The sequence below is a fragment of the Staphylococcus sp. 2S1 genome, assembly GCF_046721335.1.
Lineage (GTDB): Bacteria > Bacillota > Bacilli > Staphylococcales > Staphylococcaceae > Staphylococcus > Staphylococcus equorum_A.
In genome coordinates this window covers 98074-122056 of the sequence record NZ_JBEUUJ010000003.1, presented here as the reverse complement: position 1 = coordinate 122056, position 23983 = coordinate 98074, and the positions used below count along the sequence as shown (strand labels likewise).

Below are 23983 nucleotides of genomic sequence, written 5' to 3'. Positions count from 1 at the left end.
CACTTGATATAATAAATATATCTGGTATACTAAATGTATCAACTAAAACTAATAATACTTTGGAGGTATGTTTTTTATGACAACATTTAATTTTGACCCAAGACATTCAGTAGTAGAATTTTCAATTAAGCACTTAATGATTTCTAACGTTAAAGGTAAATTTAAAGATTTCGATGTAAACTTAGAAGGTGACATCAATGATTTAAGTTCACTTAAAGGTACAGCCGTAATTAAAGCAGAATCGGTTGATACAAACGTAGCAGACCGTGATGGTCACTTACGTACTGGAGATTTCTTTGATACTGAAAACTATCCAGATATTAAATTTGAAATTACTTCAGTAGACGAAAAATCTGTAACTGGTAATTTAACAATTAAAGATGTAACTCAAGAAGAAACATTTGATGCTTCTTATGAAGGTACAAGCAAAAACCCATTAAATGGTGCACAAACTGCAGGATTTATTGTAAATGGTACAATCAATCGTGAAAAATATGGAATGACATTTAACCAAAAACTTGAAACAGGTGGCGTAATGGTTGGTAAAGATGTGAAATTCCAAACAAGTTTAGAATTCGCTTTAGAAGACTAATATAAAAATAAATGTTTAAGATTTAACGCTTATTAAAAGAAATAGCTACTAGATAACCTAATATAGGTATCTAGTAGCTATTTTTATATAGATTAATGACTTTCTTCTTTTCTCTCACGCCAATATTTAAAGAGTATATAAATACTAAGACTCCAGAGAATAATTATAGTACCGATACTAGCAATTAATACGAAGTTATAGCTTGTATGATCTCCACCAGTAAATATTTTTCCAATAAGGTCTGGGAGACATAAGATTAATATTAAAAAAGCAAAATATTTTTGTTTTATTACAAAACAAGTAATCATCGTTATTAATAAAAGTATTAGTCCAATTATAAAGTTAGTAGTTTGATTGGGTGACCAAAAAACAAATAATGGATGGTTACGTAACACGAATTCACACAGTAAGTAAATTCCGAAAATCAAAGGTGCAATAACAAAAGCTGCAACATATGTTTTCTTACTATCGCCCCATCGCATAATTACTTTTTTTACTACAAATAATATCAACACAAAAGAACCAATAAAGATGAATAAAATATAGAGTATTAAAGATAAACTTAACTGAAATGAATTGTCCAACATTCTTGGAACAATTGTCATTACAATCATAAATGAAATGATATAGAGTACATATTTATGAATACCTTTAGTTAAACTCAATTCTTTAGAAAAGTTATCAGCATAATTTTTGATAGGCGTGTTTAGTAAATTATCAATATTATCATTGCTTTCTTCAGCGATTGTAATATGATCACGTAATTCTTCCTCAATCGCATTAATTTCATCTTCGTCCTTGCCACGAAATAGCAATTCGATTCTTAATTTTAATAAAAAATCTTCAGCTTTTTTAGTCAACAACGTCAACACTCCTCATTAAATTATTCATACCATTGTTTAAATAGTTCCACTTACTTTTGAAATTTGATAATTCTTTTTTACCGTCTTCAGTTAATAAATAATACTTACGTTTTGGTCCGCCAGTATCTGATTTTTTAGTTATCGTAGTGACATATCCATTTTTATTTAGTCGTAATAATACTGGATATATACTGCCATCACTAATTTCAGGGAATTGTTGAGATTTTAATTTATCTAGAATTTCATAACCATATGTTTCACCTTGAGAAATCAGTCCCAATATGGCGCCATCTAACAATCCTTTCATCATTTGATTTGAAATTGACATGTAATCCCTCTTTTCACTATCTTATAATATAAGATAGTTGGAATTGTACGCTTTGTCAACTACCTTACGATAAAAGATAGTAAGTCATAATTAATATTTGTTGATAAATAATTAAGCGATGAAATGGGTATAGTGATACATAAGATAGGGGGAGATCACATGGCGACAGATTTACCAAAAATAGGACGGCACTGCAACCCAAGCTCTTAATGATATAGGTGTCGTAACGTTAGAAGAAGTTGTACAATATGAGCGAACAACATTATTAGGCATACATGGTATTGGTCCTAAAGCGATTGAAATACTTCATGTAGCATTAACAGATATCGACTTAAATTTTAAAAATGAAACGGAGTCAGATTTACCATTTAAATTAACGGGGGATTTAAATTGTGATAATGCACCCAAAAGGAAGATAATGTTAGATTTTTTAATAGGCTCAATATTAGTAGATAAAGTGCAATTATTGGAAGCTGTTACAGCAGATTTTATATGGGAGGTTCCTGGCGCTTTTGAATTGCATGGTTTTGAAGCGTTTTATGATGAATTAAACGCACATAAAGTCGATATTGATTCATTGGAAGTGACCCATAATATTTCTCATGGTAAATTAGGAGCGATACATGGCACTCAAATTGCTCAAAATGGAGATACAATTTATTTTGCGGACTTCTTTGAATTTGAAAGCCATAGTAAAAATGCTAAAGTAAAAAAGATAATATCATATGTAATTATGGATAAAGGAGAATCGTAAATGACAGTTCAAGTTGAGGAAAACAAAATAATTTTTACGAGAGATTTTAATACAACGGCACAAAATATATTTAAAGCGTATACTGACCGTGCTTTATTTGAACAATGGTTTCACCCACAAGGTGCAAAGACTGAAGTATTTAAATTTAATGTTCAGACTGGTGGACATGCATTTTTCGCTATACGTGCGCCTCAAGGTACAAGCTATACTGTGACTAATTATAATGAAGTGAAAGAACCGACGCTAATTGATTATTATGATTACTTTGCAGACAAAGATGGTAATATTGATGAAAAAATGGCAGGTATGCATAACATCATTCATATAGAAGAAAACAGTAAAGGTTTGACTACGATAAAATCTATAGCAGAATTGCCAGATCCTAAAGCGACTCAACAATTGTTGGATATGGGTGTAGAAGAGGGTATGAATAGTACTTTTGATAATTTAGAGACACTTTTAACAAAATTATAAGAATAGTCAATAAGATGTTGGAAATTACCTGTTTATTCCAACTCTCTTTTCGATATAATAGTATATGAAAAGAGGTGAGTGTATTGAATAAACGTTATGTTAAAGTACTTGGACTATATTCAGTGAGTACGCTAGTACCCGCGTTATTTTTAAATGAAAAAAGTTTGAGTCATACTACATTTAAATGGTTTATACGTACATTAACAGGATATGGTATTTTTGCCTATGGTTTACATGTGTTAAGTAGGTATAAAAACTAATATTTTATATAAAAAGAGAGTAGTACGGAACTCTAATTTTTCTAATTAGAGTTCCGTACTACTCTTCATACTGACGACAAAGTCTCAGGCTTTGTCGTCAGTTCTGTTTGCGCATACTTAAGTAAATCAATATCCTTCATAATGCTTAACTTAGGTAGTAGTCAAAAGCATTAGTCTATGACTAGTACTATTACCACAGGTGTCAGTGAAAATTACAGTCGTTATTATTAATTTAATGATTCACCATTTGTTTCAATAACATTGCGATACCAATCAAAAGAATCTTTCTTTCTGCGTTCTAAAGTACCATTGCCTTGGTTATCTCTATCGACATAAATTAAACCATAACGTTTTTTCATCTCTCCTGTAGTGAAAGAAATAATGTCTATAATACCCCATGGTGTATAGCCCATTAGATCAACACCATCTTCGTCAACTGCTGTGATTGCCGCATTAATATGTGCTTTTAAATAATCGATACGATACGTATCATGAATTTTACCGTTTTCATCAATTTCATCTACAGCACCAAAGCCATTTTCAACGATGAAAAGTGGTATTTGGTAACGGTCATATAATATATTCAAAGTATAGCGTAGACCTGTAGGATCAATGGCCCAACCCCAATCACTTTGCTGAATGTGAGGATTATCGACAGAATTCGCTAACCCACCATTGGTAACATTTTCTCCAGTATATGATTTTGCATCGTGTTTAACAGCAGTAGACATATAGTAGCTAAAACCAATATAATCAACTTTACCTTCTGATAAAATTTTGTCATCTCCTTCTTGCCAACCAATATCATAATTCTTTTGTTCTAACATTTTATTTGCATAGCTAGGATAGTAGCCTCGAACTTGGACATCTGGGAAGAAGAAACGTAAACGATTTGCTTTTACAGATTCCATCATATCTTCTGGATTACAAGAATAAGGATATATTGCTACATGAGAAATCATTAATCCTATTTCAAAATCAGGGTTAATTGCTCTACCTATTTTTACAGCTTTTGCACTCGCGATTAATTCATTATGAGCGACTTGATACAGTACTTCTTCTGGGTTTTCATCTTCTTCTATAAGGACGCCTGAGTTTGTCCATAAGAAAATCGGATTATCTATATCCATTTGGTTATTAATTTCATTAAAAGTCATCCAATATTTAACTTTATCCTTGTAACGCTTGAATACAGTTTCTGCAAATTGAGCAAAGAAATCTGCTACTTTTCTATTTCTAAAACCACCATATTCACGTGCTAAATGTAATGGCATTTCAAAATGAGACAAAGTAATCACTGGCTCAATACCATATTTTAACAATTCATCAAAAATATTATCGTAAAATTGTAGTCCTGCTTCATTAGGTTCTATTTCATCTCCATTTGGGAAGATACGAGACCAAGCGATTGATGTACGTAAACAATTTAATCCCATTTCATTAAATAATGCGATGTCTTCTTTATAACGATTATAAAAATCTATACCTACATGATTTGGGTAATATTTATTTGGGTCTACATCTTGTGTGATTTCACGAGGCTTGCCATGTTCTCCATTAGTCATTACATCAATAACACTTAAGCCTTTTCCGTCTTTATCGTAACCACCTTCAAATTGATTGGCAACAAGAGCGCCACCCCATAAAAAGTCTTTTGGTAATTTAGTCATTATTATATACTCCTTTATTCTTATTATTTATTTATAATTGTTAGTAATGCATCATTTTGCGAAACTTGTACTGCATCCGTAGTAATTACTTCACTAAATTCAGCTGAATTAGTGACAATGATTGGAATTACAGTATCGTATCCACTTGATTCAAGCCACTTTTGATTGAAATGCAATAAAGGTTGTCCTAGTTTGACTTCATCATTTTCATTAACTAGTAATTCAAAACCTTCTCCTTTTAACTCCACAGTTTCTAAACCAACATGAATCAATAGTTCTACACCGTCAGGAGATGTAATGCCAATTGCATGTTCACTTACAGCAATCATACTTACAGTGCCTTCAAGTGGTGCGTGAACTGTATTATTTGCAGGTTTTATAGCAATACCTTGACCCATCATACCTTCTGAGAAAATAGGGTCATCGACTTCAGTTAAAGGAAGGATTTGCCCATCTAAAGGACTATGAATAAGTGTTTCAAGATTGCTATTTGTTGAAACTGCTTGTGGAATAGTACTTGAGTTAATTTCTGTGTCTTCTACTTCCTCTGTCGTATCATGACCATAACCTAAGAATTGAATTAATATGATAGGTAAGATGATAGCAATTACTGATCCTAATAAAATGCCCCAAATAGATGAAGGGTTATCAGGACTATATCCATTAATAATTGTTATAGGGCCAGGCAGCTACGCGTATGCATAATATTTAGGATTAAAGAAACTTGCAACAAATGCACCTAAGGCGCCGCTGATACATGCAATAATAAAGGGTTTTTTAAAGCGTAAATTGATACCATATATTGAAGGTTCAGTAATTCCAAAAATGCCTGTAACACCTGCTGAAGAAGCGACACGTTTAATTTCTGTACGCTTAGATTTAATTAACACACCTATAACAGCACCGATTTGAGAAATAACGGCAATTGTTTGGAAAGCTTGGAATGAATCACTTTGATGTTGCTCAAAGTTTGCTAAAACCATAGGCGTGATGCCCCAATGCACACCGAATATTACAAAGATTTGCCACAAACCGCCAATAAGTGCGCCGCCTAACCATGGCGCAACTTCAACGAGAAAGTTGAAACCAGCGGCAATACCATGTGCGCCAAGTGTAGTGATTGGTCCAATAACGAGTAATGTAACAGGAACCATAATGACGATACTTAAAAATGGTGTGAATAAAGGTCTTACTACATCATGTATCCATTTGTTTAAGTATTTTTCAATATAGGATAATATCCACACTAAGAAAAGGGGTGGCAATACAGATGAAGTGTAACTTGTCTCTGTAAGCGGCATGCCAAATAATTTAATTGTTTCACCGCTTTGTATTCTTTCTACCATTCCTGTTAAATCAGGACTCACCAATGCCGCAGTACAAGCAATTGCAATATAAGTATTTACATTAAAATGGCGTGAAGCAGTAATTGCGATGAATATTGGTAAGAATGTGAAAGGGGCCCAGGACATGAAATTAAAAACTTCATAAGTGCCTGTGTTTTCAAAGGATGGAATAATCAGTTTTATGATTATTAATAAACCTTGTAATATACCAACAGCAGCTAAAATGTAAATAAATGGTGCGAACACTGCAGACATCGTCGCGATGACACGGTTAAGTATTGACCCTTTATTTTCAGATTGTTCATTATCATCCGATGGTTGTTCACTTGTTAAAGCTTCAAAAAATTTAAATACTTCACCGACGTTATTTCCTATGACAACTTGAAATTGACCATTATTTTCCACAACAGTCACGACACCATCTATTTCCGATACTTTTTTCTTAGCATTTGGAATAGATCTTTTTAATACTAATCGTAATCTGGTTGCACAGTGCGTGCTATTGACAAGGTTTGCTTCACCCCCAACTGCCTCTAATATACTTTGTGCGAGTATTTTATTTTTGTCTGCCACATTTCCCAACCCCTTTAATAAGTTAATCAACACGATTTGTGTAATCGTTTCCTATATTCTAATTGTACCGGTACAATTTGTAAAGACCCTTACAAATAAAAAGTTCGGTAGTTTAAATTAGCATTCATGTTATAATTGGGTGAATTTTAATATAAAAGGGGTAAGTGTATGCTCAAGTATGAACAAATTGCTCAACAAATGAATGAATATATAGAAAGTGGTCAATTTCAAGCGGGGATAAATTACCAAGTGTTGAGGCATTAAAAATAAAATATGATGTGAGTAAAAGCACGATTATTAAAGCTTTGGAAATATTAGAAAAACAAGGGAATATTTATCAAGCACGCGGTAGTGGCATCTATGTGCGTAATAAAAAAAGAGATGGATATCTTAATCTCTTTTCAACTGGCGGTTTTAGTGATGAATTTACGGGACTAAATGTAACAAATAAGGTATTGCGCGTTGAGGAAGTCATTGCACCAGAAAGCGTTCGGCAAAAATTAAAGTTAGACAAAGATACATTAGTCTATGTTTTAGAGCGTATTGTTTATGTAGATGGTGAAATATTTTGTTTCGAGCAGTCGTATTTTAATAAAGATATCGTGCTATTTTTAAATGAATCTATAGCAGAAAAGTCTATTTTTAAATATTTAGAACAAAACTTAAAAGTGAAGATTGGGTTCTCAGATGTTTATTTTAATGTAGATAAATTGGAAGAAGAAGAAGCTGAATTATTAGAATTGGATGAGGGCGATCCTTGCTTAAATTATGAACAAGTATTTTATACAACAACCGGCATACCATTTGATTGTTCGCATCTGATATACCATTATCAGAACGCTCATTTCTATATTCCTTCACAAAAATGAAACACTTGGTTATCTTGTTTTACTTAATGAAAATTAAGCATATAGCAAGATAATCAAGCGTTATTTATTTAAAAGCGATCAATGACACTTTTAATCGTATAGGTATTAAGTTTATTTACAATCGTTTCGTCTACATCACTATATATTTCATCAAGTGCGTGGGTAATATTTTTCCCTACAGGACAATCTGTGTTCGTATGACCATGAATTTTTGCGAAATGGGTAGTGTTAGAAAAAATCAGCTTATATAAATCACCTAACCTAATATCATGGGATGCGCTAGATAAACTATAACCCGCGATGCCTTGGCTACTCTGTATAAAATTACCGTCTCTTAAATAACGGCATAATTTTCTCACTAAAGTGGCGTTACTATTAATACTGTCAGCGATATATTGACTTGAAACAGGTTCATTTTTTATAGCTAACAGAGAGAGAATATGGATTGAAACAGAGAATTGTGTATTCAAGTATATGCCTCCTTTAGGTTTACTTGTGTGTATTTCTAGTACAAGTAAAGTTTACGTTATTTTAAACTAACGCGCAATATATTAAATTTTAAAATTGAAAAACTTATTTTTTGACTATTAAATATCAAATGAAACTAATATAATAACATTATTGGTATAGATAAATTATCATTTTTTTAAATCAAAAAGGGGGCATATTTCTTGGTAGATAATAATAAATCCATTAAGGACACTTACATGTCGAGAGAAACGATTGATAATATTAATAATCAAGTACAAATGAAGGAAGTTTTGTTTGATAAGACACCTGGTCGTTATGCGCTTAAATCAATTATGTCAGGATTCTTACTAGCAATTGTAACGGTATTTATGCTAGCTATAAAAACACAATTTGCAGGTACAAATGAAGGTTTAATTAATTTAATGGGAGCTATTTCATTCAGTTTAGCCTTGGTTTTAATTGTATTGTCACATTCAGAATTATTAACGAGTAACTTTATGTTTTTAACAGTTGGTTGGTATTATAAAGTTATTGGCATGAATAAAGCATTGGGTATTATGATGGTATGTTTTCTATTTAATATAATAGGTGGATTTATCCTGTTTGGTTTAATGAAATTCACCCCGATTATGACCTCAGACATGGTTGCAAGCTTAACGAAACTTGTTAATGGTAAGACGATAGATGCCACATGGTATGGCATTTTAGGTAAAGCCATATTTTGTAATTTCTTTATTAATATTGGTATTTATTTATCAATTCAATTTAAAGACGGTCTAACTAAAGCATTTTTCATTGCTAGTGGCGTCATTGTCTTTGTATTTATGGGTTATGAGCACGTTGTATTTAATGCAGGGCTATACGCAGGTATGGTGTTTTATGATTTTGATGTAGTCGCATGGTTACACGTATTGAAAAATATTGTGTTCGCCTTTATAGGTAACTATATTGGTGGTGGTATTTTCGTTGGTCTAGTTTACGCATATTTAAATGGTAAACGAAATAGCTTACATAATTAATGGTATTCATAATAGTAACAAGCACGATCATAATTTATTTTGTGATGGTGCTTTTTTCGATTTTTAAAACATAATAATTGACTCAATAATTAAGAAGCCATATTGTATTGATATGATTGTAAATGGTTTATGATTTTTTAGGGATGTTATCTATGAATGAATAAGCTATAAATGAGAAGGAGTGACAAAATGTCTGAATATAATATAAGAGTTGCTGTGGAATCAGACGCGGAGGCATTACAAAAATTGATGTATGAATCTTTTACCCCATTAAGAGAATTAGGTATAGATTGGCCATCAGTTAATGCGAATGTTGAATTAGTTAAAAAGAATATTAAAACAAGTACGATGTTTGTACTAGAAGATGAGCATGAAATAATTTCAACACTTACTGTACGTTATCCTTGGGAAGGAAAACGTCGTATCTCAATATATCCGTTTGTTTGGTGGTTCGCTACGAAGCCGTCATATGATGGTAAAGGTATTGGAAGTCAGTTGTTAAAATATGTTGAGGAGACTTATTTAAGAGACACACTTAAAGCACCAGCAGTGACGCTTGGTACATCAGCACGTTTACACCCTTGGCTACTAGATATTTATAAAAAACGTGGCTATGAAATATACGGTGAGCATGAGAGTAACGATGGAGATTTAGGAGTTATTATGAGAAAAGTGCTTATACCAGAAAGTTTTGATGAAGAAGTGTTAGGTACGCCACCATTTTAATAAATTGAATAAAATGCATAGGGAATCCCATTAGTAATTGAATAAGGGGATTCCCTATTTTTAATTTGTTATGTGATTTTATTCACAAAAGCAACTGGATTTATATTACAATGCAAGTGTAAAGAAAGGGGGCATCACATGACAGAGCATATACTTGTTATTCATGGCATGAATAAAGGGAAACAAAATAAAGAACTTCATGATTTTTTGGAGCAATTGTTAAGTCGTAACGTACATGATTATCATATTGCTTTCTTAGAAAGTAAAAATCAATGTCTTGAACAAGTACTAGACAAACTTATTCAACAGGGTACTAAAAGTTTTAATATCATTCCACTTTTGCTTTTTCCAAGCAAAGCATTATTTAGAAGATATCCCTATGATTTTAAAACTTTATGAGTATAGATATCCACATATTGAATATAAATTTGCTGAGCCACTTGGCACACATAAATTAATGACAACGCTAGTTAAACAGAAAATTTTAGCTAAAGTTAAAAGGCATCCTAAAATACAGCATATTATTTTAATGGCTCATGGCGGCGAACGTTATCGTCATCCTGATATTGCTTTATGGCAGTTAACTCAAGCGTGTGATGTTTTTGAAACACCTATTTCTATGATGACATTATATGGTGACTACAGTTATCGCTTTAAGTTACAGCACTATTTAAAAAATAATATAGACATATTGATTGTCCCCATATTTTTCTACGACGGCTTTTTGGTGAACAAAGCAAAATACCATATAGCACATATGAATGATGATTGTAATATTCATTATGCATCAGCTATTAATTTTGACCCTTTGCTCTCAATGATAATCACAGAAAGAATTAAACAATTAGAGGTGTTAGAAAGTGTATCCAATTCAACTCAACTTGTCAGATAAACGTGTTGTAGTGGTTGGCGCAGGTAAAGTTGCGTATAGAAAAGTGCGACAACTTATTAAGGAAGATATACAGTCGCTAGTTATTATAAGTAAAAAATTTTTACCAGAATTTTTTGAAATGGAATATCCTAAAATGAAGTTGTTTACAAAGTGTTATGACAGCGAAGATATTAAACATGCGGATATTATTTTTGCCGCAACAGATGACGAAGATATTAATAATCTAATTAAGCAAGAGGCGAAGCCTTATCAACTTGTTAACCATATCAGTGATAAAGCGCAATCTGATTTTTATAATATGTCAGAAATAAAATACAAAGACATAAACATTCATTTTAGATCAAATGGCACAAATTGTAGCGGAGTGAAACAACTATCAAAGGCGGTACAAACATTTTTAAATGAAGTGTATGAGGAGGAAGACGATGTCTAAAAAGCAGTTAGTAATGATTGGTAATGGTATGGCGGGCATACGCACGATTGAAGAAATATTAGAACGCGATGCACAACAATATAACATAACGATTATCGGTAAGGAACCCTATCCAAATTATAATCGAATCATGCTATCAAATATATTGCAGAAAAAGATGACAGTGGATGAAACCATTATGAATCCTTTTGAGTGGTATAAAGACAATGATATTCAGCTGATTACGAATGATCCAGTAGTAGAGATTAATCGAGAACTAAAACAAGTGATTACGGCTGATGGCCTAAGATGTCATTACGATATTTGTATATTTGCTACGGGTTCAAGTGCTTTTGTATTACCTATACCAGGGGCGACTTTACCGAGCGTAATAGGTTGGAGAACGATCGAAGACACTGAGCGTATGATTGGAATTGCTAAATCAAAGCAACATGCTATCGTAATTGGCGGTGGTTTGCTGGGATTAGAATGTGCACGTGGATTAATGGACCAAGGTATGGAAGTCACTGTGGTACATCTTGCTGAATGGCTTATGGAAATGCAATTAGATAGAAAGGCTGCAGATTTGTTGAAAACAGATTTAGAAGCACAGGGAATGAACTTTAAATTGCAGGCAAGTACACAAGAAATACTTGGACAAGAAGATGTTACAGGCGTGTTGTTAGCAGATGGAACAACATTAAAAGCAGATATAGTGGTCATGGCAGTTGGTATTCGACCGTATACACAAGTTGCACAGGAAAGTGGCTTAAAAGTGAATAGAGGTATTGTCGTTAATGATTATATGCAAACGAGTGATGAAACTATTTTTGCAATAGGTGAATGTGCAGAACACAATGGTAAAGTATATGGATTAGTTGCACCATTATATGAACAAGGTAAAGTGTTAGCAGACCATTTAACCGGTCGAGAAACAGAAGGTTATCGAGGTTCCACAACATTTACTTCTTTAAAAGTTTCGGGCTGTGATTTATATAGCGCTGGTCAAATTACAGAAGGTATAGATATCCAAGGTGTAGAGGTTTTTGATAGTGTTAATAACCACTATAAGAAAGTGTTTTTGAAAGATGACAGCATTGTTGGAGCAGTTTTATACGGAGATATTGATGATGGTCCGAGATTTTTTAATATGATGAAAAAACAAGAACCATTAGAGGATTACACAATGGTTTCACTTATGCATAAGGGCGGAGAAACGCGTGAAATAAGTATTGTTGACATGTCAGATGATGAGACAGTATGTGGATGTAATGGTGTCAGCAAAGGTAAGATTGTGAGTGCGATTAATGAACATGGCCTTACAAGTGTAGAAGCAGTCACAAAAGAAACAAAAGCTGGCAATTCTTGTGGTAAGTGTAAAGGACAAATTGGTCATATTTTAGAGTATACATTAGGTGATGATTTTGTTGATTCTAAACCATCTGGTATATGCGCATGTACTGAGCTCACACGTAATCAAATTGTTACTCAGATAAGAGCAAAAGGGTTGAAAACGTCTAAGGAAGTACGCCATGCGCTCAATTTTAATGATAAGGCAGGTTGTCCAAAGTGTAGACCAGCTATTAATTATTATTTGAATATGGTTTATCCATTTGAGCACAATGACGAAATTGAATCACGCTTTGCAAATGAACGCTATCATGCCAATATTCAAAATGATGGCACATTTTCAGTAATTCCCCAAATGCGCGGCGGTGTTACGAATGCAGATCAATTAATACGTTTAGGAGAAGTTGCTAAAAAATATGATGTGCCATTAGTGAAAGTGACAGGCTCTCAACGTATAGGCTTGTATGGTGTTAAAAAAGAATTACTACCACAAATATGGGCTGATTTAGGTATGCGTTCTGCTTCAGCCTATGCGAAAAAGACGCGCTCAGTTAAAAGTTGTGTCGGTAAGGAATTTTGCAGATTTGGTACGCAATATACTACACAATTAGGTATTCGTTTAGAAAAAACATTCGAATACATCGATACGCCACATAAATTTAAAATGGGTATCTCTGGTTGTCCAAGAAGCTGTGTAGAATCCGGTGTTAAAGACTTTGGTGTCATCAGCGTTGAAAATGGATTTCAAATTTATATTGGGGGCAATGGCGGTACGGATGTAACAGAGGGAATGCATTTAACTACCGTCGAAACAGAAGATGAGGTCATTAAATTATGTGGTGCGATGATGCAATATTATAGAGAAACCGGTATTTATGCAGAACGTACTGCACCGTGGATAAAACGGTTAGGTTTTGAAAATGTTCAAACAGTTTTATTAAATCAAGAAAGACAAGACGATTTGTTTAATCGTATTATGGAAGTGAAAAAAGCTATAGAAGCTGAACCATGGACACACATTTTAAATAATGAAGCAAGCACAAAAAATATTTGAAGTGGAGAAAGTTTAATTATGAAAGCATTAGAAAAAATAAAAGTAGCAATGGTCGATGAGCTTGTTCCTTTAGTTGGCAAAAAGGTAATCATAAATGATATCGAAATTGGCCTATTTTTAACAGAATCAGGTGAAATACACGCAGTTCATAATAGATGCCCCCATAAGCAAGGACCACTTTCAGAAGGTACAGTGAGTAGTGAATTTGTATATTGTCCTTTGCATGATCAAAAAATAGATTTGAAAACGGGTCTCGTACAGCCACCAGATACAGGGTGTGTGGATGTTTACGCTGTAGAAATTCATAATGGAGCTGTGTATATATGCCTATAAATACTTATGGCAAAGTATATCTCATAGGTGCTGGACCTGGGCATCCGGAATTATTAACAAGAAAGGCCGAACGTCTCATTCGAAGTGCAGATATCATATTGTATGACAGATTAGTCAATCCATTCATTTTACAATTAGTAAGACCAGAAATTGAAATTATAAATGTGGGTAAGGAAGCATACCGTAAGCATATACAACAACAAGTCATAAATGAAAAGTTAATTTCAGCCGCAAAGCAACATAGATGTGTTGTTAGATTGAAGGGTGGAGATCCGGCAATTTTTGGTAGAGTCCATGAAGAGGTTGTTACATTATCACAAGCGGGCATTGATTTTGAAGTTGTACCAGGTATTACAACAGCGAGTGCCGCTGTAGCCTCAGTAGGTTTAGGATTAACAATTCGAAATATCGCTCATAGTGTCACTTTTGCTACAGGATATCTGAATAAAAGTAATCAGCAACAAGTTGATGTTACAACACTTATAAACGGAGGTACGTTAGCTATTTATATGGGTGTGAAGCGATTGAGTGAAATTATGAAGGATATATATCAGACTACACAAGTTGATTATCCAGTCTTGCTCATATTTAATGTTTCTTCTTATAATGAAAAACACATCATAGGTAGAGTAACTACAATTGCGGAGCAGGTTTCTGATGATTTAGACCATATATCACCTGGCATGGTGATTGTTGGAGATATAGCAGCCTGTGAAAATATTAAAAGTGCTTTAAACCAAAGTATTCCTAAGAAATATTTAATTACTGGACTGCGTTTAGAAGCAATTAAACAAGCATTTGATATCTATGAAAAAGATGGATGGTGCATAATTAATCCTGATGAAAAGCATGAACTTCATCACAGCCAACAGTTGTTTATAGAACAACAATTAATGCAAGCATTTTGATGAAGAAATTCACACTAAGGATATAAAATAAGGTGATTTCAGAGGATAACTGATAACACCAAAATAAAAAGATGATGAGGCTGGGACATATCACATGTCTCAGCTTTTATATTTATGTCTTATTAAATTGCTTTTGCACACGAGTAGATGCTTAAAAACTAAGGGTATTTCCATCTCTTATTAGGTGATTCCCTAATATTTGAAATTTGTGAAAAAATGTACAATTTAGTTAAGCAGTGAATGAAGTGAACCATAGAATCCTACTTTAAAAATTTTACTGGCAATGATCTGAGAGGGTGTTTTCAATGAAAAAATTTGGATTAAGCTTTTTTAAGCCGACTGAAAAATTTAATGGTAACTGGTCAGTCTTAGAAAGCAAGAGTCGGGAATGGGAAAAAATGTATAGAGAAAGATGGAGTCATGACAAAGTAGTTAGAACGACTCATGGCGTGAATTGCACAGGTTCTTGCTCGTGGAAAGTATTTGTGAAAAATGGTGTGATTACATGGGAAAATCAACAAACAGACTATCCAAGTTGTGGACCTGATATGCCTGAATTTGAACCTAGAGGCTGCCCACGTGGTGCTTCATTTTCTTGGTATGAATATAGTCCTTTGAGAATTCGTTATCCATATATCCGTAAAAAGTTGTGGGAACTTTGGGTAGAAGCCCTAGAAACTCATGATAATAATACGATAGAAGCTTGGGCGTCCATCGTAGAAGATGAGGAAAAAGCAAAAATATATAAACAAGCACGAGGCAAAGGTGGATTAGTGAGAACGAATTGGAAAGACGTAGGTAAACTCATATCTGCACAAATTATTTATACCATTAAAAAATTTGGTCCAGATAGAATAGCTGGTTTTACACCGATACCTGCCATGTCTATGTTGAGTTATGCTTCTGGTGCACGATTTGTGAGTTTACTTGGTGGAGAAATGTTGAGTTTTTATGATTGGTATGCAGATTTGCCACCTGCTTCACCTCAAATTTGGGGTGAACAAACAGACGTACCTGAATCCAGTGATTGGTATAACGCTTCTTACATTATGATGTGGGGTTCTAATGTACCGATGACCCGTACCCCAGACGCACATTTTATGACTGAAGTTCGATATAAAGGAACGAAAGTGGTATCAATTGCACCTGATTATGCAGAGAATGTGAAATTTGCAGACAATTGGTTAGCGCCACATCCTGGTTCTGATGCGACACTTGCGCAAGCGATGACGCATGTCATACTACAAGAACATTACGTTAATCAACCCAATGCGCATTTTATAAATTATTCAAAACAATATACAGATATGCCATTTATTATCATGCTAGATAAAGATGAAAATGGTTTTAAAGCAGGTCGTTTCTTAAGAGCAAATGACTTAGGCGAAACAACAGAGCATAGTGAATGGAAGCCTGTCATTTTTGATAAAATCACTCAGGACTTAACGGTTCCAAATGGCACAATGGGACAACGTTGGGAAAAAGAAAAACAATGGAATTTAAAACTAGAAAATGAAGACGGTAGTAAAATTGATCCAGCACTGAGTCTTGTAGAAGATCATTTTGAATTAGAAAAAATACAATTTCCATATTTCAATAATGAGGGTAATGGCATTTTTGTACGACCAATTGCGGTTAAAAAAATTACCCTTGCAAATGGAGAAGAACGCTATATAACTACAGTTTATGATTTAATGACAAGTCAATATGGTGTAAAAAGATTTAATCATGAATTAGAAGCTAAGGACTACAAAGATGCAAATTCATATTATACACCCGCATGGCAAGAAACGGTGACTGGTGTGAAACAAGATGTAGTTACACAAGTGGCACGTGAATTTTCGCAAAATGCAATTGATACAAAGGGTAAATCGATGATTATTATGGGCGCAGGTATTAACCATTGGTTTAACTCAGATACGATTTACCGTTCTATCTTAAATTTAGTATTACTATGTGGTTGTCAAGGTGTGAATGGCGGCGGATGGGCGCATTATGTTGGCCAAGAAAAATGTAGACCAATTGAAGGATGGAATACACTTGCATTCGCTAAAGATTGGCAAGGACCACCGAGATTACAAAATGGTACAAGTTGGTTCTACTTTGCAACAGATCAGTGGAAATATGAAGAGTCTAATGTGGATAGTATAAAATCCCCATTAGCAGAGAATATTAAGCATCAACATCCAGCAGATTATAATGTGCTAGCGACTAGATTAGGTTGGTTGCCTTCGTACCCACAATTTAATAAAAATAGCTTGTCATTTGGTGAAGCGACAAGAGATGCGAATGAATTTAATGATGAAGCGATTTTAAAACGCGCAGTAGATTCAGTGAAATCAAAGGAAACACAGTTTGCAATTGAAGATCCTGATTTGAAAAAGAATCATCCAAAAACGTTATTCCTTTGGCGTTCTAATTTAATATCTAGTTCTGCGAAAGGGCAAGAGTATTTTATGAAACATTTACTCGGCGCGAAGTCGGGATTATTGGCAGAACCGAATGAAGAAGTAAAGCCAGAAGAGATTCAATGGAGAGACGATACTGAAGGTAAGTTAGATTTACTTGTATCACTAGACTTTAGAATGACTTCGACACCGCTTTACTCAGACATTGTCTTGCCTCGCTGCAACATGGTATGAGAAGCATGATTTATCATCTACGGACATGCATCCTTTTGTACATCCATTTAATCCAGCGATAGATCCTTTATGGGAATCACGTTCAGATTGGGATATTTTCAAATTGTTAAGTAAAGAAGTATCAGACACTGCGAAAAAACATCTGACAGGCGTATACAAAGATGTCGTAACTACACCTTTAGCGCATGATACACAACAAGAAATATCAAATGTGAACGGTATTGTAAAAGACTGGACTAAAGGTGAAGTAGAAGCCATTCCTGGTAAGACAATGCCAAGCTTTACAGTTGTTGATCGAGACTACACAAAAATATTTGATAAATATGTCACACTTGGTCCTTTATTAGAAAAAGCTAAAGTGGGTGCGCATGGTGTGAGTTTTACAGTGTCAGAACAATATGAAGAGTTGAAACATATGGTCGGTACTTGGAATGATGAAAAAGAAGATTCAGTGAGAAATGGTAGACCTAGAATAGATACTGCAAGACGTGCGACAGATGCTGTATTGAATCTGTCTTCAGCTACAAATGGCAAATTATCACAAAAATCTTATGAAGATTTAGAACAACAAACAGGTATGCCATTAAAAGATATTTCTAGTGAACGTGCATCAGAAAAAATAACTTTTTTAAATATGACGGCCCAACCAAGAGAAGTTATTCCAACCGCAGTGTTTCCTGGTTCAAATAAAAATGGACAGCGTTATTCACCTTTTACAACGAATATTGAGCGTTTAGTTCCATTTAGAACATTAACAGGACGTCAAAGTTATTATATTGATCATGAAATATTCCAACAATTTGGAGAAAACTTACCTGTCTATAAACCAACTTTACCACCAATGGTATTTGGGACAAGGGATAAGCATGTCACGATGGATGATCAAACGCTCGTATTACGTTATTTGACGCCACATGGTAAATGGAATATTCATTCTACTTATCAAGACAATCAACATATGTTGACACTATTTAGAGGTGGCCCAACAGTTTGGATTTCAAAAGAGGATGCAAAAGCACATGACATTGCAGATAATCAATGGCTAGAAGTCTACAACAGAAACGGAGTTGTAACGGCTCGAGCAGTTGTGTCGCACCGTATGCCGAGAGGTACGATGTTTATGTATCACGCTCAAGATAAGCATATTGAGACGCCAGGCTCTGAAATTACTGAAACAAGAGGTGGCTCTCATAATGCACCAACACGAATACATTTAAAACCAACACAACTTGTAGGTGGTTATGCGCAAATCAGTTATCACTTTAATTATTATGGTCCTATTGGAAACCAAAGAGATGTTTATGTAGCTGTTAGAAAACTGAAGGAGGTTGACTGGCTTGAAGATTAAAGCACAGATCGCAATGGTATTAAACTTAGATAAATGTATAGGTTGTCATACTTGTAGTGTAACTTGTAAGAGTACATGGACAAACCGCCCCGGAGCAGAATATATGTGGTTTAACAATGTAGAAACTAAGCCAGGTATTGGTTACCCAAAACGATGGGAAGACCAAAAACAGTATAAAGGTGGATGGTATTTAAATAAAAAAGGGAAACTAGAGCTTAAATCTGGTAGTAAATGGTCAAAAATAGCGTTAGGTAAAATATTTTATAATCCAGATATGCCAGTGATTAAAGACTACTATGAGCCGTGGACGTATAATTATGAACACCTTACGACAGCTAAAGCAGGTAATCATTCACCAGTCGCTAAAGCACATTCTCTAATATCAGGTGAGAAATTAGATTTGAATTGGGGACCTAACTGGGAAGATGATTTAGCAGGTGGACACGTTACTGGACCAGAAGATCCTAATATTCAACGTATTGAAGAAGATATCAAATTTAAATTCGATGAAACCTTTATGATGTACCTACCAAGATTATGCGAGCATTGTTTGAACCCGAGTTGTGTTGCTTCATGTCCTTCTGGTGCAATGTATAAACGTGACGAAGATGGGATTGTGCTAGTCGATCAAGAGGCTTGTCGTGGTTGGAGATATTGTATGACAGGTTGCCCATATAAAAAAGTTTATTTTAACTGGAAAACAAATAAAGCAGAGAAGTGTACATTTTGTTTCCCACGTATTGAAGCGGCACGCCTACAGTATGTTCTGAAACTTGCACTGGTCGTATGAGATATTTAGGTGTTTTATTATATGATGCCGATAGAGTTGAAGAAGCGGCTAGTGCAGAAAATGAGCAAGATTTATATGAAAAACAACTCGATTTATTCTTAAATCCATATGATGAATCAGTGATTGAACAAGCGCAAAAAGATGGCGTTTCAATGGAATGGATTGAAGCAGCTCAAAATTCACCAGTTTACAAACTCGCTATTGAATATAAACTTGCGTTTCCATTGCATCCTGAATATCGCACTATGCCAATGGTTTGGTATTGTCCACCATTGAGTCCAATCATGAGTTATTTTGAAGGGCAAACGGCAACAGATGCAAATAGAAATCCTGATATGATATTCCCAGCGATTGAAGAGATGAGATTACCAATTCAATATTTAGCGAATTTATTTACTGCCGGAGATACAGAATCAATTAAAATAGCGTTGCAACGTATGGCAATTATGAGAAGTTATATGCGTGCGTAAGTGACAAACAAACCATTTGATACAGATAAATTATCAAGACTTGGATTAACTGAACGCCAAACAAAAGATATGTATCGCTTGTTAGCTATAGCGAAATATGAGGATCGCTTTGTAATTCCAACATCTCATAAAGAAGACTATATAGATACGTATCGTGCTCAAGGTAGCCAAGGTTATGGTGGAGAATACTTCGGTTCTAATTGTGAAGGATGTGGCGTACCTGTTGGTACAGCATCTGAAAAATCAGGACAAGAGATATACAATGAAAATTTCTATGGAGGGATTTTCCGTGATTAATTTAACGCAGTATTATTATTATCAAGAAACTTTTGGCTACTTAGCTCAACAGTTGGAATTTCCTGAAAAATTGACATTTCATCCGAAAACATTTGAAGAAGTGATTGATTTGAGCCATCCAGCGTATGATGATTTATTAATTTATCGTGAAAAGATGCATGAATGCAGCCTGTTGGAAATTAAACAATTGTATTCAGACACATTTGATTTTAATAAAAAGGCACCACTTTATATGACTTACAATAAATTTGATACACAAAAGGAACGTGGACAGTTACTTGCTAAATTAAAAGTACTATACGAGATGTTTGGATTGGAAATGGCAACCAACGAATTACCAGATTTTTTACCCTTAATGCTAGAATTTTTATATATTGCACAATGGCAAAATGATCCACGCGCACAAGGAAATATTGAATTTGTCATCATGATTATTGAAGATGGTACCTATGCGATGGCACAGCAATTAAAAGAAAAAGATAGCCCATATTATTACTTGATAAAAGGCTTAAGAGCTACTTTAAAAGCGTGCATCGAACCTGTATCAGAGGTGAAGACAAATGTTTAATCAATTTTTATGGGTGATTGTACCTTATCTGTGCGTAGCTATTTTTTTCATTGGGCACATTGCACGATTTAAATTTGATCAATTTTCATGGACTGCTAAATCTAGTGAATTTATTGAAAAGAAACAATTGAAATGGGGCAGTCTCATGTTCCATTTAGGCATAATTCCCGTAGCTATGGGGCATTTTGTAGGCTTAGTTATACCTGCATCTTGGTTATCAGCAGTAGGTGTTAATGATCATTTGTATCATATAGGAGCAGTGTATATTGGGAGTATATTTGGTATAATAACTATGATAGGTATGTTGTTGCTAACCGCACGCCGTGTAACTAAAAAGAACATTAGAAAATTGAGCTCTACCTCAGATATTATTGTGAATTTTTTACTTTTATTCATTGTTTTTATGGGCTGTTATGCTACTTTAGTGACAAATGCAACGATACCAACATTTGATTATAGAGAGACAATATCAATATGGTTTAGACAACTATTTATGTTTTCTCCTGATGCTACTTTAATGACGCAAGTACCACTCACGTTTAAGATGCATATACTTCTAGGATTTGTGATTATGGCTTTTTGGCCGTTTACTAGATTAGTCCACGTATGGAGCGTGCCACTAACTTATGCAAGTCGTAGTTACATTATTTATCGAAAGCATAAAGTGTGAATGGAGGCAAAAGATTGAGCCTATTATCTTTTAATGAACAAGTGAATTATCAAGCCGTTTTAGACACGCTACGTATTGAAGAAGGTTTTGATTTTGCAGGATTGGCATTTTACAAAGATGAAAACCAATTTTCACCTATAAAATGGAATTATGTATCTGGAAGTACCAATGCTCGCTATAAACTCATTGTGCTTAGAATAGGTAAAGGGATTGCAGGAAATGTGATGAAAACAGGTAAGCGAATGGTGATAGAAGATATCAATCAATTTCTCTTACCGAGCGAAAAACATAAATATCCAATCGTATTATGTGAACGGCTAACAGCAGTGATAGCAATACCATTATGGTATGAAAATCACGTTTATGGTGTGCTATTATTAGGTCAAAGAAATAATAGACCACTACCTCAAACATGTCACTCTATTTCAATCGCAAATAAATTGGGTGTTTTTAATGAAGAAGACTAGGTGATTTTTATGAAAACGAATCAAATGGAAAATATAGACCAATTGTTAGTTCAATATTTTAATAATACAAGTGAAAAAATAGTGTTTGTTGATAAACATGGTCAAGTGATAGCGATGAATAAAGTCTGCTCATGATATTATTTCACCGGATAATGACTACCAAGAAATGACTAATACGATATGTAGTCACTGTGATGGGTATACAAATGAATATGATTTACAGTCATGTACAAATTGCTTTTTAGAAGCTGAGTCAGTTGGAAATACAAGTTTTCAAGTATTTATGAAAACGACGCGTGGTACGGTTGAACCTTTTACAGCGACATATCAAACTATTGATGAAACAAAAGATATTAAAGCATTTACATTACAAAACGTTTCACCTCAAATAGAGCGTCATGATAAGATGTATCAGCGAAAAATGATGCAAAAAACGATATCTGCACAAGAAAATGAAAGAAAAAGAATCTCACGTGAATTACATGACAGTCTCGTACAAGAAATGTTAAATATCGATGTGGAATTACGATTGCTAAAATACCATAGAGAAATGCAAACTTTGGTAGATAACTCTAAGCGTATAGAAGGATTAATGTCCAAATTGATAGATGATATTCGTAATTTATCTGTTGAATTGCGACCGTCATCTTTGGATGATTTAGGTTTAGATGCAGCATTTAAAACCTATTTCAAACAAGTTGAAGCCAATTATGGCATACGCATAGAATATCATTCTAACCTAGCTTCACATCGCTTTGATAGTGAGATTGAAACAGTCGTATATCGTGTTGTTCAAGAGGCGCTGTTTAACGCAATAAAATATGCCGGTGTAGATACTGTCGATATTGATTTGCATGTAAACGATCATAAATTAATTGCAGAAATTATAGATAGAGGCAAAGGCTTTATAAAAACAGATCAACCACAAGGTACCGGACTAGGACTTTATGGTATGAATGAACGCGCAGAACTCGTCAATGCAGAAGTAAGTGTAGATACACAAATTGATAGAGGTACGATTGTTACATTAGAAGTTCCAATATAAGGGAATAAGGAGAAATTAATTTTGAGAATAGTGATAGCAGATGATCATGCTGTTGTGCGCACAGGATTTTCTATGATTTTAAACTATCAAGAAGATATGGAAGTCGTTGGGACAGCAACTGATGGTGTAGAAGCGTACCAGAAAGTAATGGAATACAAGCCAGATGTTTTAATTATGGACTTAAGCATGCCACCGGGTGAATCAGGGCTTATTGCAACAAGTAAGATTTCTGAGAGTTTTCCAGAAACAAAGATATTGATATTAACGATGTTTGACGATGAAGAATATTTATTTCATGTATTAAGAAATGGTGCAAAAGGTTATATTTTAAAAAATGCTCCAGATGAACAGCTTTTATTGGCTATAAGAACCGTTTATCAAGGTGAAACTTACGTAGATATGAAACTCACAACATCGCTAGTAAACGAATTCGTTAACAATTCCTCTCAAGATACTCAAGCGAGTAATGATCCTTTTAAAATTTTATCTAAAAGAGAAATCGAGATTTTGCCTTTAATTGCAAAAGGCTATGGCAATAAAGACATCGCTCAAAAGTTATTTGTATCTGTTAAAACGGTGGAAGCACATAAAACACATATCATGCAAAAACTAGACTTGAAAACGAAACCTGAATTAGTTGAATATGCAATGAAGAAAAAACTAGTCGACTTTTAAATCACATAGATTCATCAATATAGTGTTAGCTCGAAAAATGATTGTCCTATTCAATCATTTTTTCGCGCTAACTTTTTTTATAAAAGATTTGTTTACTGTGCTGTGAAACCGAAATAT

At 34.1% G+C, this 23983-nt stretch carries 19 protein-coding genes and 6 pseudogenes; 20 read left to right on the top strand and 5 right to left on the bottom strand.

Translation table 11 applies throughout. From position 1 onward, the window contains the following. Positions 1-76 precede the first annotated feature (76 nt). Complete coding sequence (locus tag ABLV90_RS00930) at positions 77-592, top strand: YceI family protein (protein ID WP_460871956.1); 516 nt, start codon at positions 77-79, stop codon at positions 590-592. A 92-nt stretch (positions 593-684) separates the two neighbouring features. Here the strand turns inward: ABLV90_RS00930 and ABLV90_RS00925 are convergent, their stop codons facing one another. After that, entirely contained in the window at positions 685-1464 is a 780-nt protein-coding gene (locus tag ABLV90_RS00925; protein WP_427706512.1) for a hypothetical protein, read from the bottom strand. Then, the gene (locus tag ABLV90_RS00920) at positions 1445-1783 is read right to left on the bottom strand and encodes a PadR family transcriptional regulator (RefSeq protein WP_427706514.1); all 339 of its coding nucleotides are present in this window, start codon (positions 1781-1783) and stop codon (positions 1445-1447) included. Before ABLV90_RS00920 ends, ABLV90_RS00925 begins: the two co-directional genes overlap by 20 nt. Before the next feature lie 418 nt (positions 1784-2201). On the opposite strand from ABLV90_RS00920, the gene ABLV90_RS00915 reads away from it, so the two are divergent. The 3 genes from ABLV90_RS00915 (at position 2202) to ABLV90_RS00905 (ending at position 3271) form a co-directional block, all read left to right on the top strand. Continuing rightward, positions 2202-2537: a hypothetical protein gene (locus tag ABLV90_RS00915; RefSeq protein ID WP_460871955.1), complete on the top strand. Its 336-nt coding sequence runs from the start codon at positions 2202-2204 to the stop codon at positions 2535-2537. Next, positions 2538-3011 carry an SRPBCC family protein gene (locus ABLV90_RS00910; protein WP_460871954.1) on the top strand — a complete coding sequence of 158 codons (474 nt, stop codon included), beginning with the start codon at positions 2538-2540 and terminating at the stop codon, positions 3009-3011. Positions 3012-3094: 83 nt separating this feature from the next. Further along, the gene (locus ABLV90_RS00905; RefSeq protein ID WP_176721553.1) at positions 3095-3271 is read left to right on the top strand and encodes a hypothetical protein; all 177 of its coding nucleotides are present in this window, start codon (positions 3095-3097) and stop codon (positions 3269-3271) included. Positions 3272-3498: 227 nt separating this feature from the next. Here ABLV90_RS00905 and ABLV90_RS00900 read toward each other — a convergent pair whose 3' ends face one another. Further along, on the bottom strand, positions 3499-4941 hold the full coding sequence (locus ABLV90_RS00900) for a 6-phospho-beta-glucosidase (protein WP_460871953.1): 1443 nt from the start codon (positions 4939-4941) through the stop codon (positions 3499-3501). Between the two features lie 23 nt (positions 4942-4964). Next, positions 4965-6860: pseudogene (locus ABLV90_RS00895) on the bottom strand (beta-glucoside-specific PTS transporter subunit IIABC). A gap of 168 nt (positions 6861-7028) precedes the next feature. Between ABLV90_RS00895 and ABLV90_RS00890 the strand changes: the two are divergent. Next, positions 7029-7729, top strand: a pseudogene (locus ABLV90_RS00890) (GntR family transcriptional regulator). 68 nt (positions 7730-7797) lie between these two features. On the opposite strand, the gene ABLV90_RS00885 reads toward ABLV90_RS00890, so the two are convergent. Then, the gene (locus tag ABLV90_RS00885; protein WP_069817479.1) at positions 7798-8199 is read right to left on the bottom strand and encodes an Rrf2 family transcriptional regulator; all 402 of its coding nucleotides are present in this window, start codon (positions 8197-8199) and stop codon (positions 7798-7800) included. 201 nt (positions 8200-8400) lie between these two features. On the opposite strand from ABLV90_RS00885, the gene ABLV90_RS00880 reads away from it, so the two are divergent. From ABLV90_RS00880 to nreC, 15 genes and pseudogenes are all read left to right on the top strand, one after another. Beyond that, entirely contained in the window at positions 8401-9219 is an 819-nt protein-coding gene (locus ABLV90_RS00880) for a formate/nitrite transporter family protein (RefSeq protein WP_069832933.1), read from the top strand. A 189-nt stretch (positions 9220-9408) separates the two neighbouring features. Continuing rightward, entirely contained in the window at positions 9409-9945 is a 537-nt protein-coding gene (locus tag ABLV90_RS00875) for a GNAT family N-acetyltransferase (RefSeq protein ID WP_069817484.1), read from the top strand. A gap of 138 nt (positions 9946-10083) precedes the next feature. After that, positions 10084-10344, top strand: a complete 261-nt coding sequence (locus ABLV90_RS00870) for a CbiX/SirB N-terminal domain-containing protein (RefSeq protein WP_460871952.1) — start codon at positions 10084-10086, stop codon at positions 10342-10344. Next, complete coding sequence (locus ABLV90_RS00865; RefSeq protein WP_460871951.1) at positions 10325-10837, top strand: hypothetical protein; 513 nt, start codon at positions 10325-10327, stop codon at positions 10835-10837. The genes ABLV90_RS00870 and ABLV90_RS00865 overlap by 20 nt, the downstream gene beginning before the upstream one ends. Next, on the top strand, positions 10806-11270 hold the full coding sequence (locus tag ABLV90_RS00860) for a precorrin-2 dehydrogenase/sirohydrochlorin ferrochelatase family protein (protein ID WP_069817488.1): 465 nt from the start codon (positions 10806-10808) through the stop codon (positions 11268-11270). The genes ABLV90_RS00865 and ABLV90_RS00860 overlap by 32 nt, the downstream gene beginning before the upstream one ends. After that, positions 11263-13669 (top strand): annotated as a pseudogene (nirB, locus tag ABLV90_RS00855) (nitrite reductase large subunit NirB). The gene ABLV90_RS00860 and the pseudogene nirB overlap by 8 nt, the downstream one beginning before the upstream one ends. Before the next feature lie 2 nt (positions 13670-13671). Then, positions 13672-13986, top strand: coding sequence for a nitrite reductase (NAD(P)H) small subunit (locus ABLV90_RS00850; RefSeq protein ID WP_427706525.1), 315 nt, complete (start codon positions 13672-13674; stop codon positions 13984-13986). Next, entirely contained in the window at positions 13977-14894 is a 918-nt protein-coding gene (cobA, locus tag ABLV90_RS00845) for a uroporphyrinogen-III C-methyltransferase (RefSeq protein WP_460871950.1), read from the top strand. The genes ABLV90_RS00850 and cobA overlap by 10 nt, the downstream gene beginning before the upstream one ends. A 305-nt stretch (positions 14895-15199) precedes the next feature. Continuing rightward, positions 15200-18884: pseudogene (locus ABLV90_RS00840) on the top strand (nitrate reductase subunit alpha). Continuing rightward, a pseudogene (gene narH / locus ABLV90_RS00835) lies at positions 18874-20441 on the top strand (nitrate reductase subunit beta). Before ABLV90_RS00840 ends, narH begins: the two co-directional pseudogenes overlap by 11 nt. After that, positions 20434-21009 (top strand): nitrate reductase molybdenum cofactor assembly chaperone, encoded by a 576-nt coding sequence (narJ, locus tag ABLV90_RS00830; RefSeq protein WP_460871949.1) that lies wholly within the window; start codon positions 20434-20436, stop codon positions 21007-21009. Before narH ends, narJ begins: the two are co-directional and overlap by 8 nt. Beyond that, positions 21002-21679, top strand: coding sequence for a respiratory nitrate reductase subunit gamma (gene narI / locus ABLV90_RS00825; protein WP_427706536.1), 678 nt, complete (start codon positions 21002-21004; stop codon positions 21677-21679). The genes narJ and narI overlap by 8 nt, the downstream gene beginning before the upstream one ends. A 14-nt stretch (positions 21680-21693) precedes the next feature. Further along, a complete protein-coding gene (gene nreA, locus ABLV90_RS00820) occupies positions 21694-22146 on the top strand; it encodes a nitrate respiration regulation accessory nitrate sensor NreA (RefSeq protein WP_069817505.1) in 453 nt (150 codons plus the stop codon). Positions 22147-22155: 9 nt separating this feature from the next. Next, a pseudogene (locus tag ABLV90_RS00815) lies at positions 22156-23191 on the top strand (sensor histidine kinase). A 21-nt stretch (positions 23192-23212) separates the two neighbouring features. Continuing rightward, complete coding sequence (nreC, locus tag ABLV90_RS00810; protein ID WP_460871948.1) at positions 23213-23866, top strand: nitrate respiration regulation response regulator NreC; 654 nt, start codon at positions 23213-23215, stop codon at positions 23864-23866. Positions 23867-23983 lie beyond the last annotated feature (117 nt).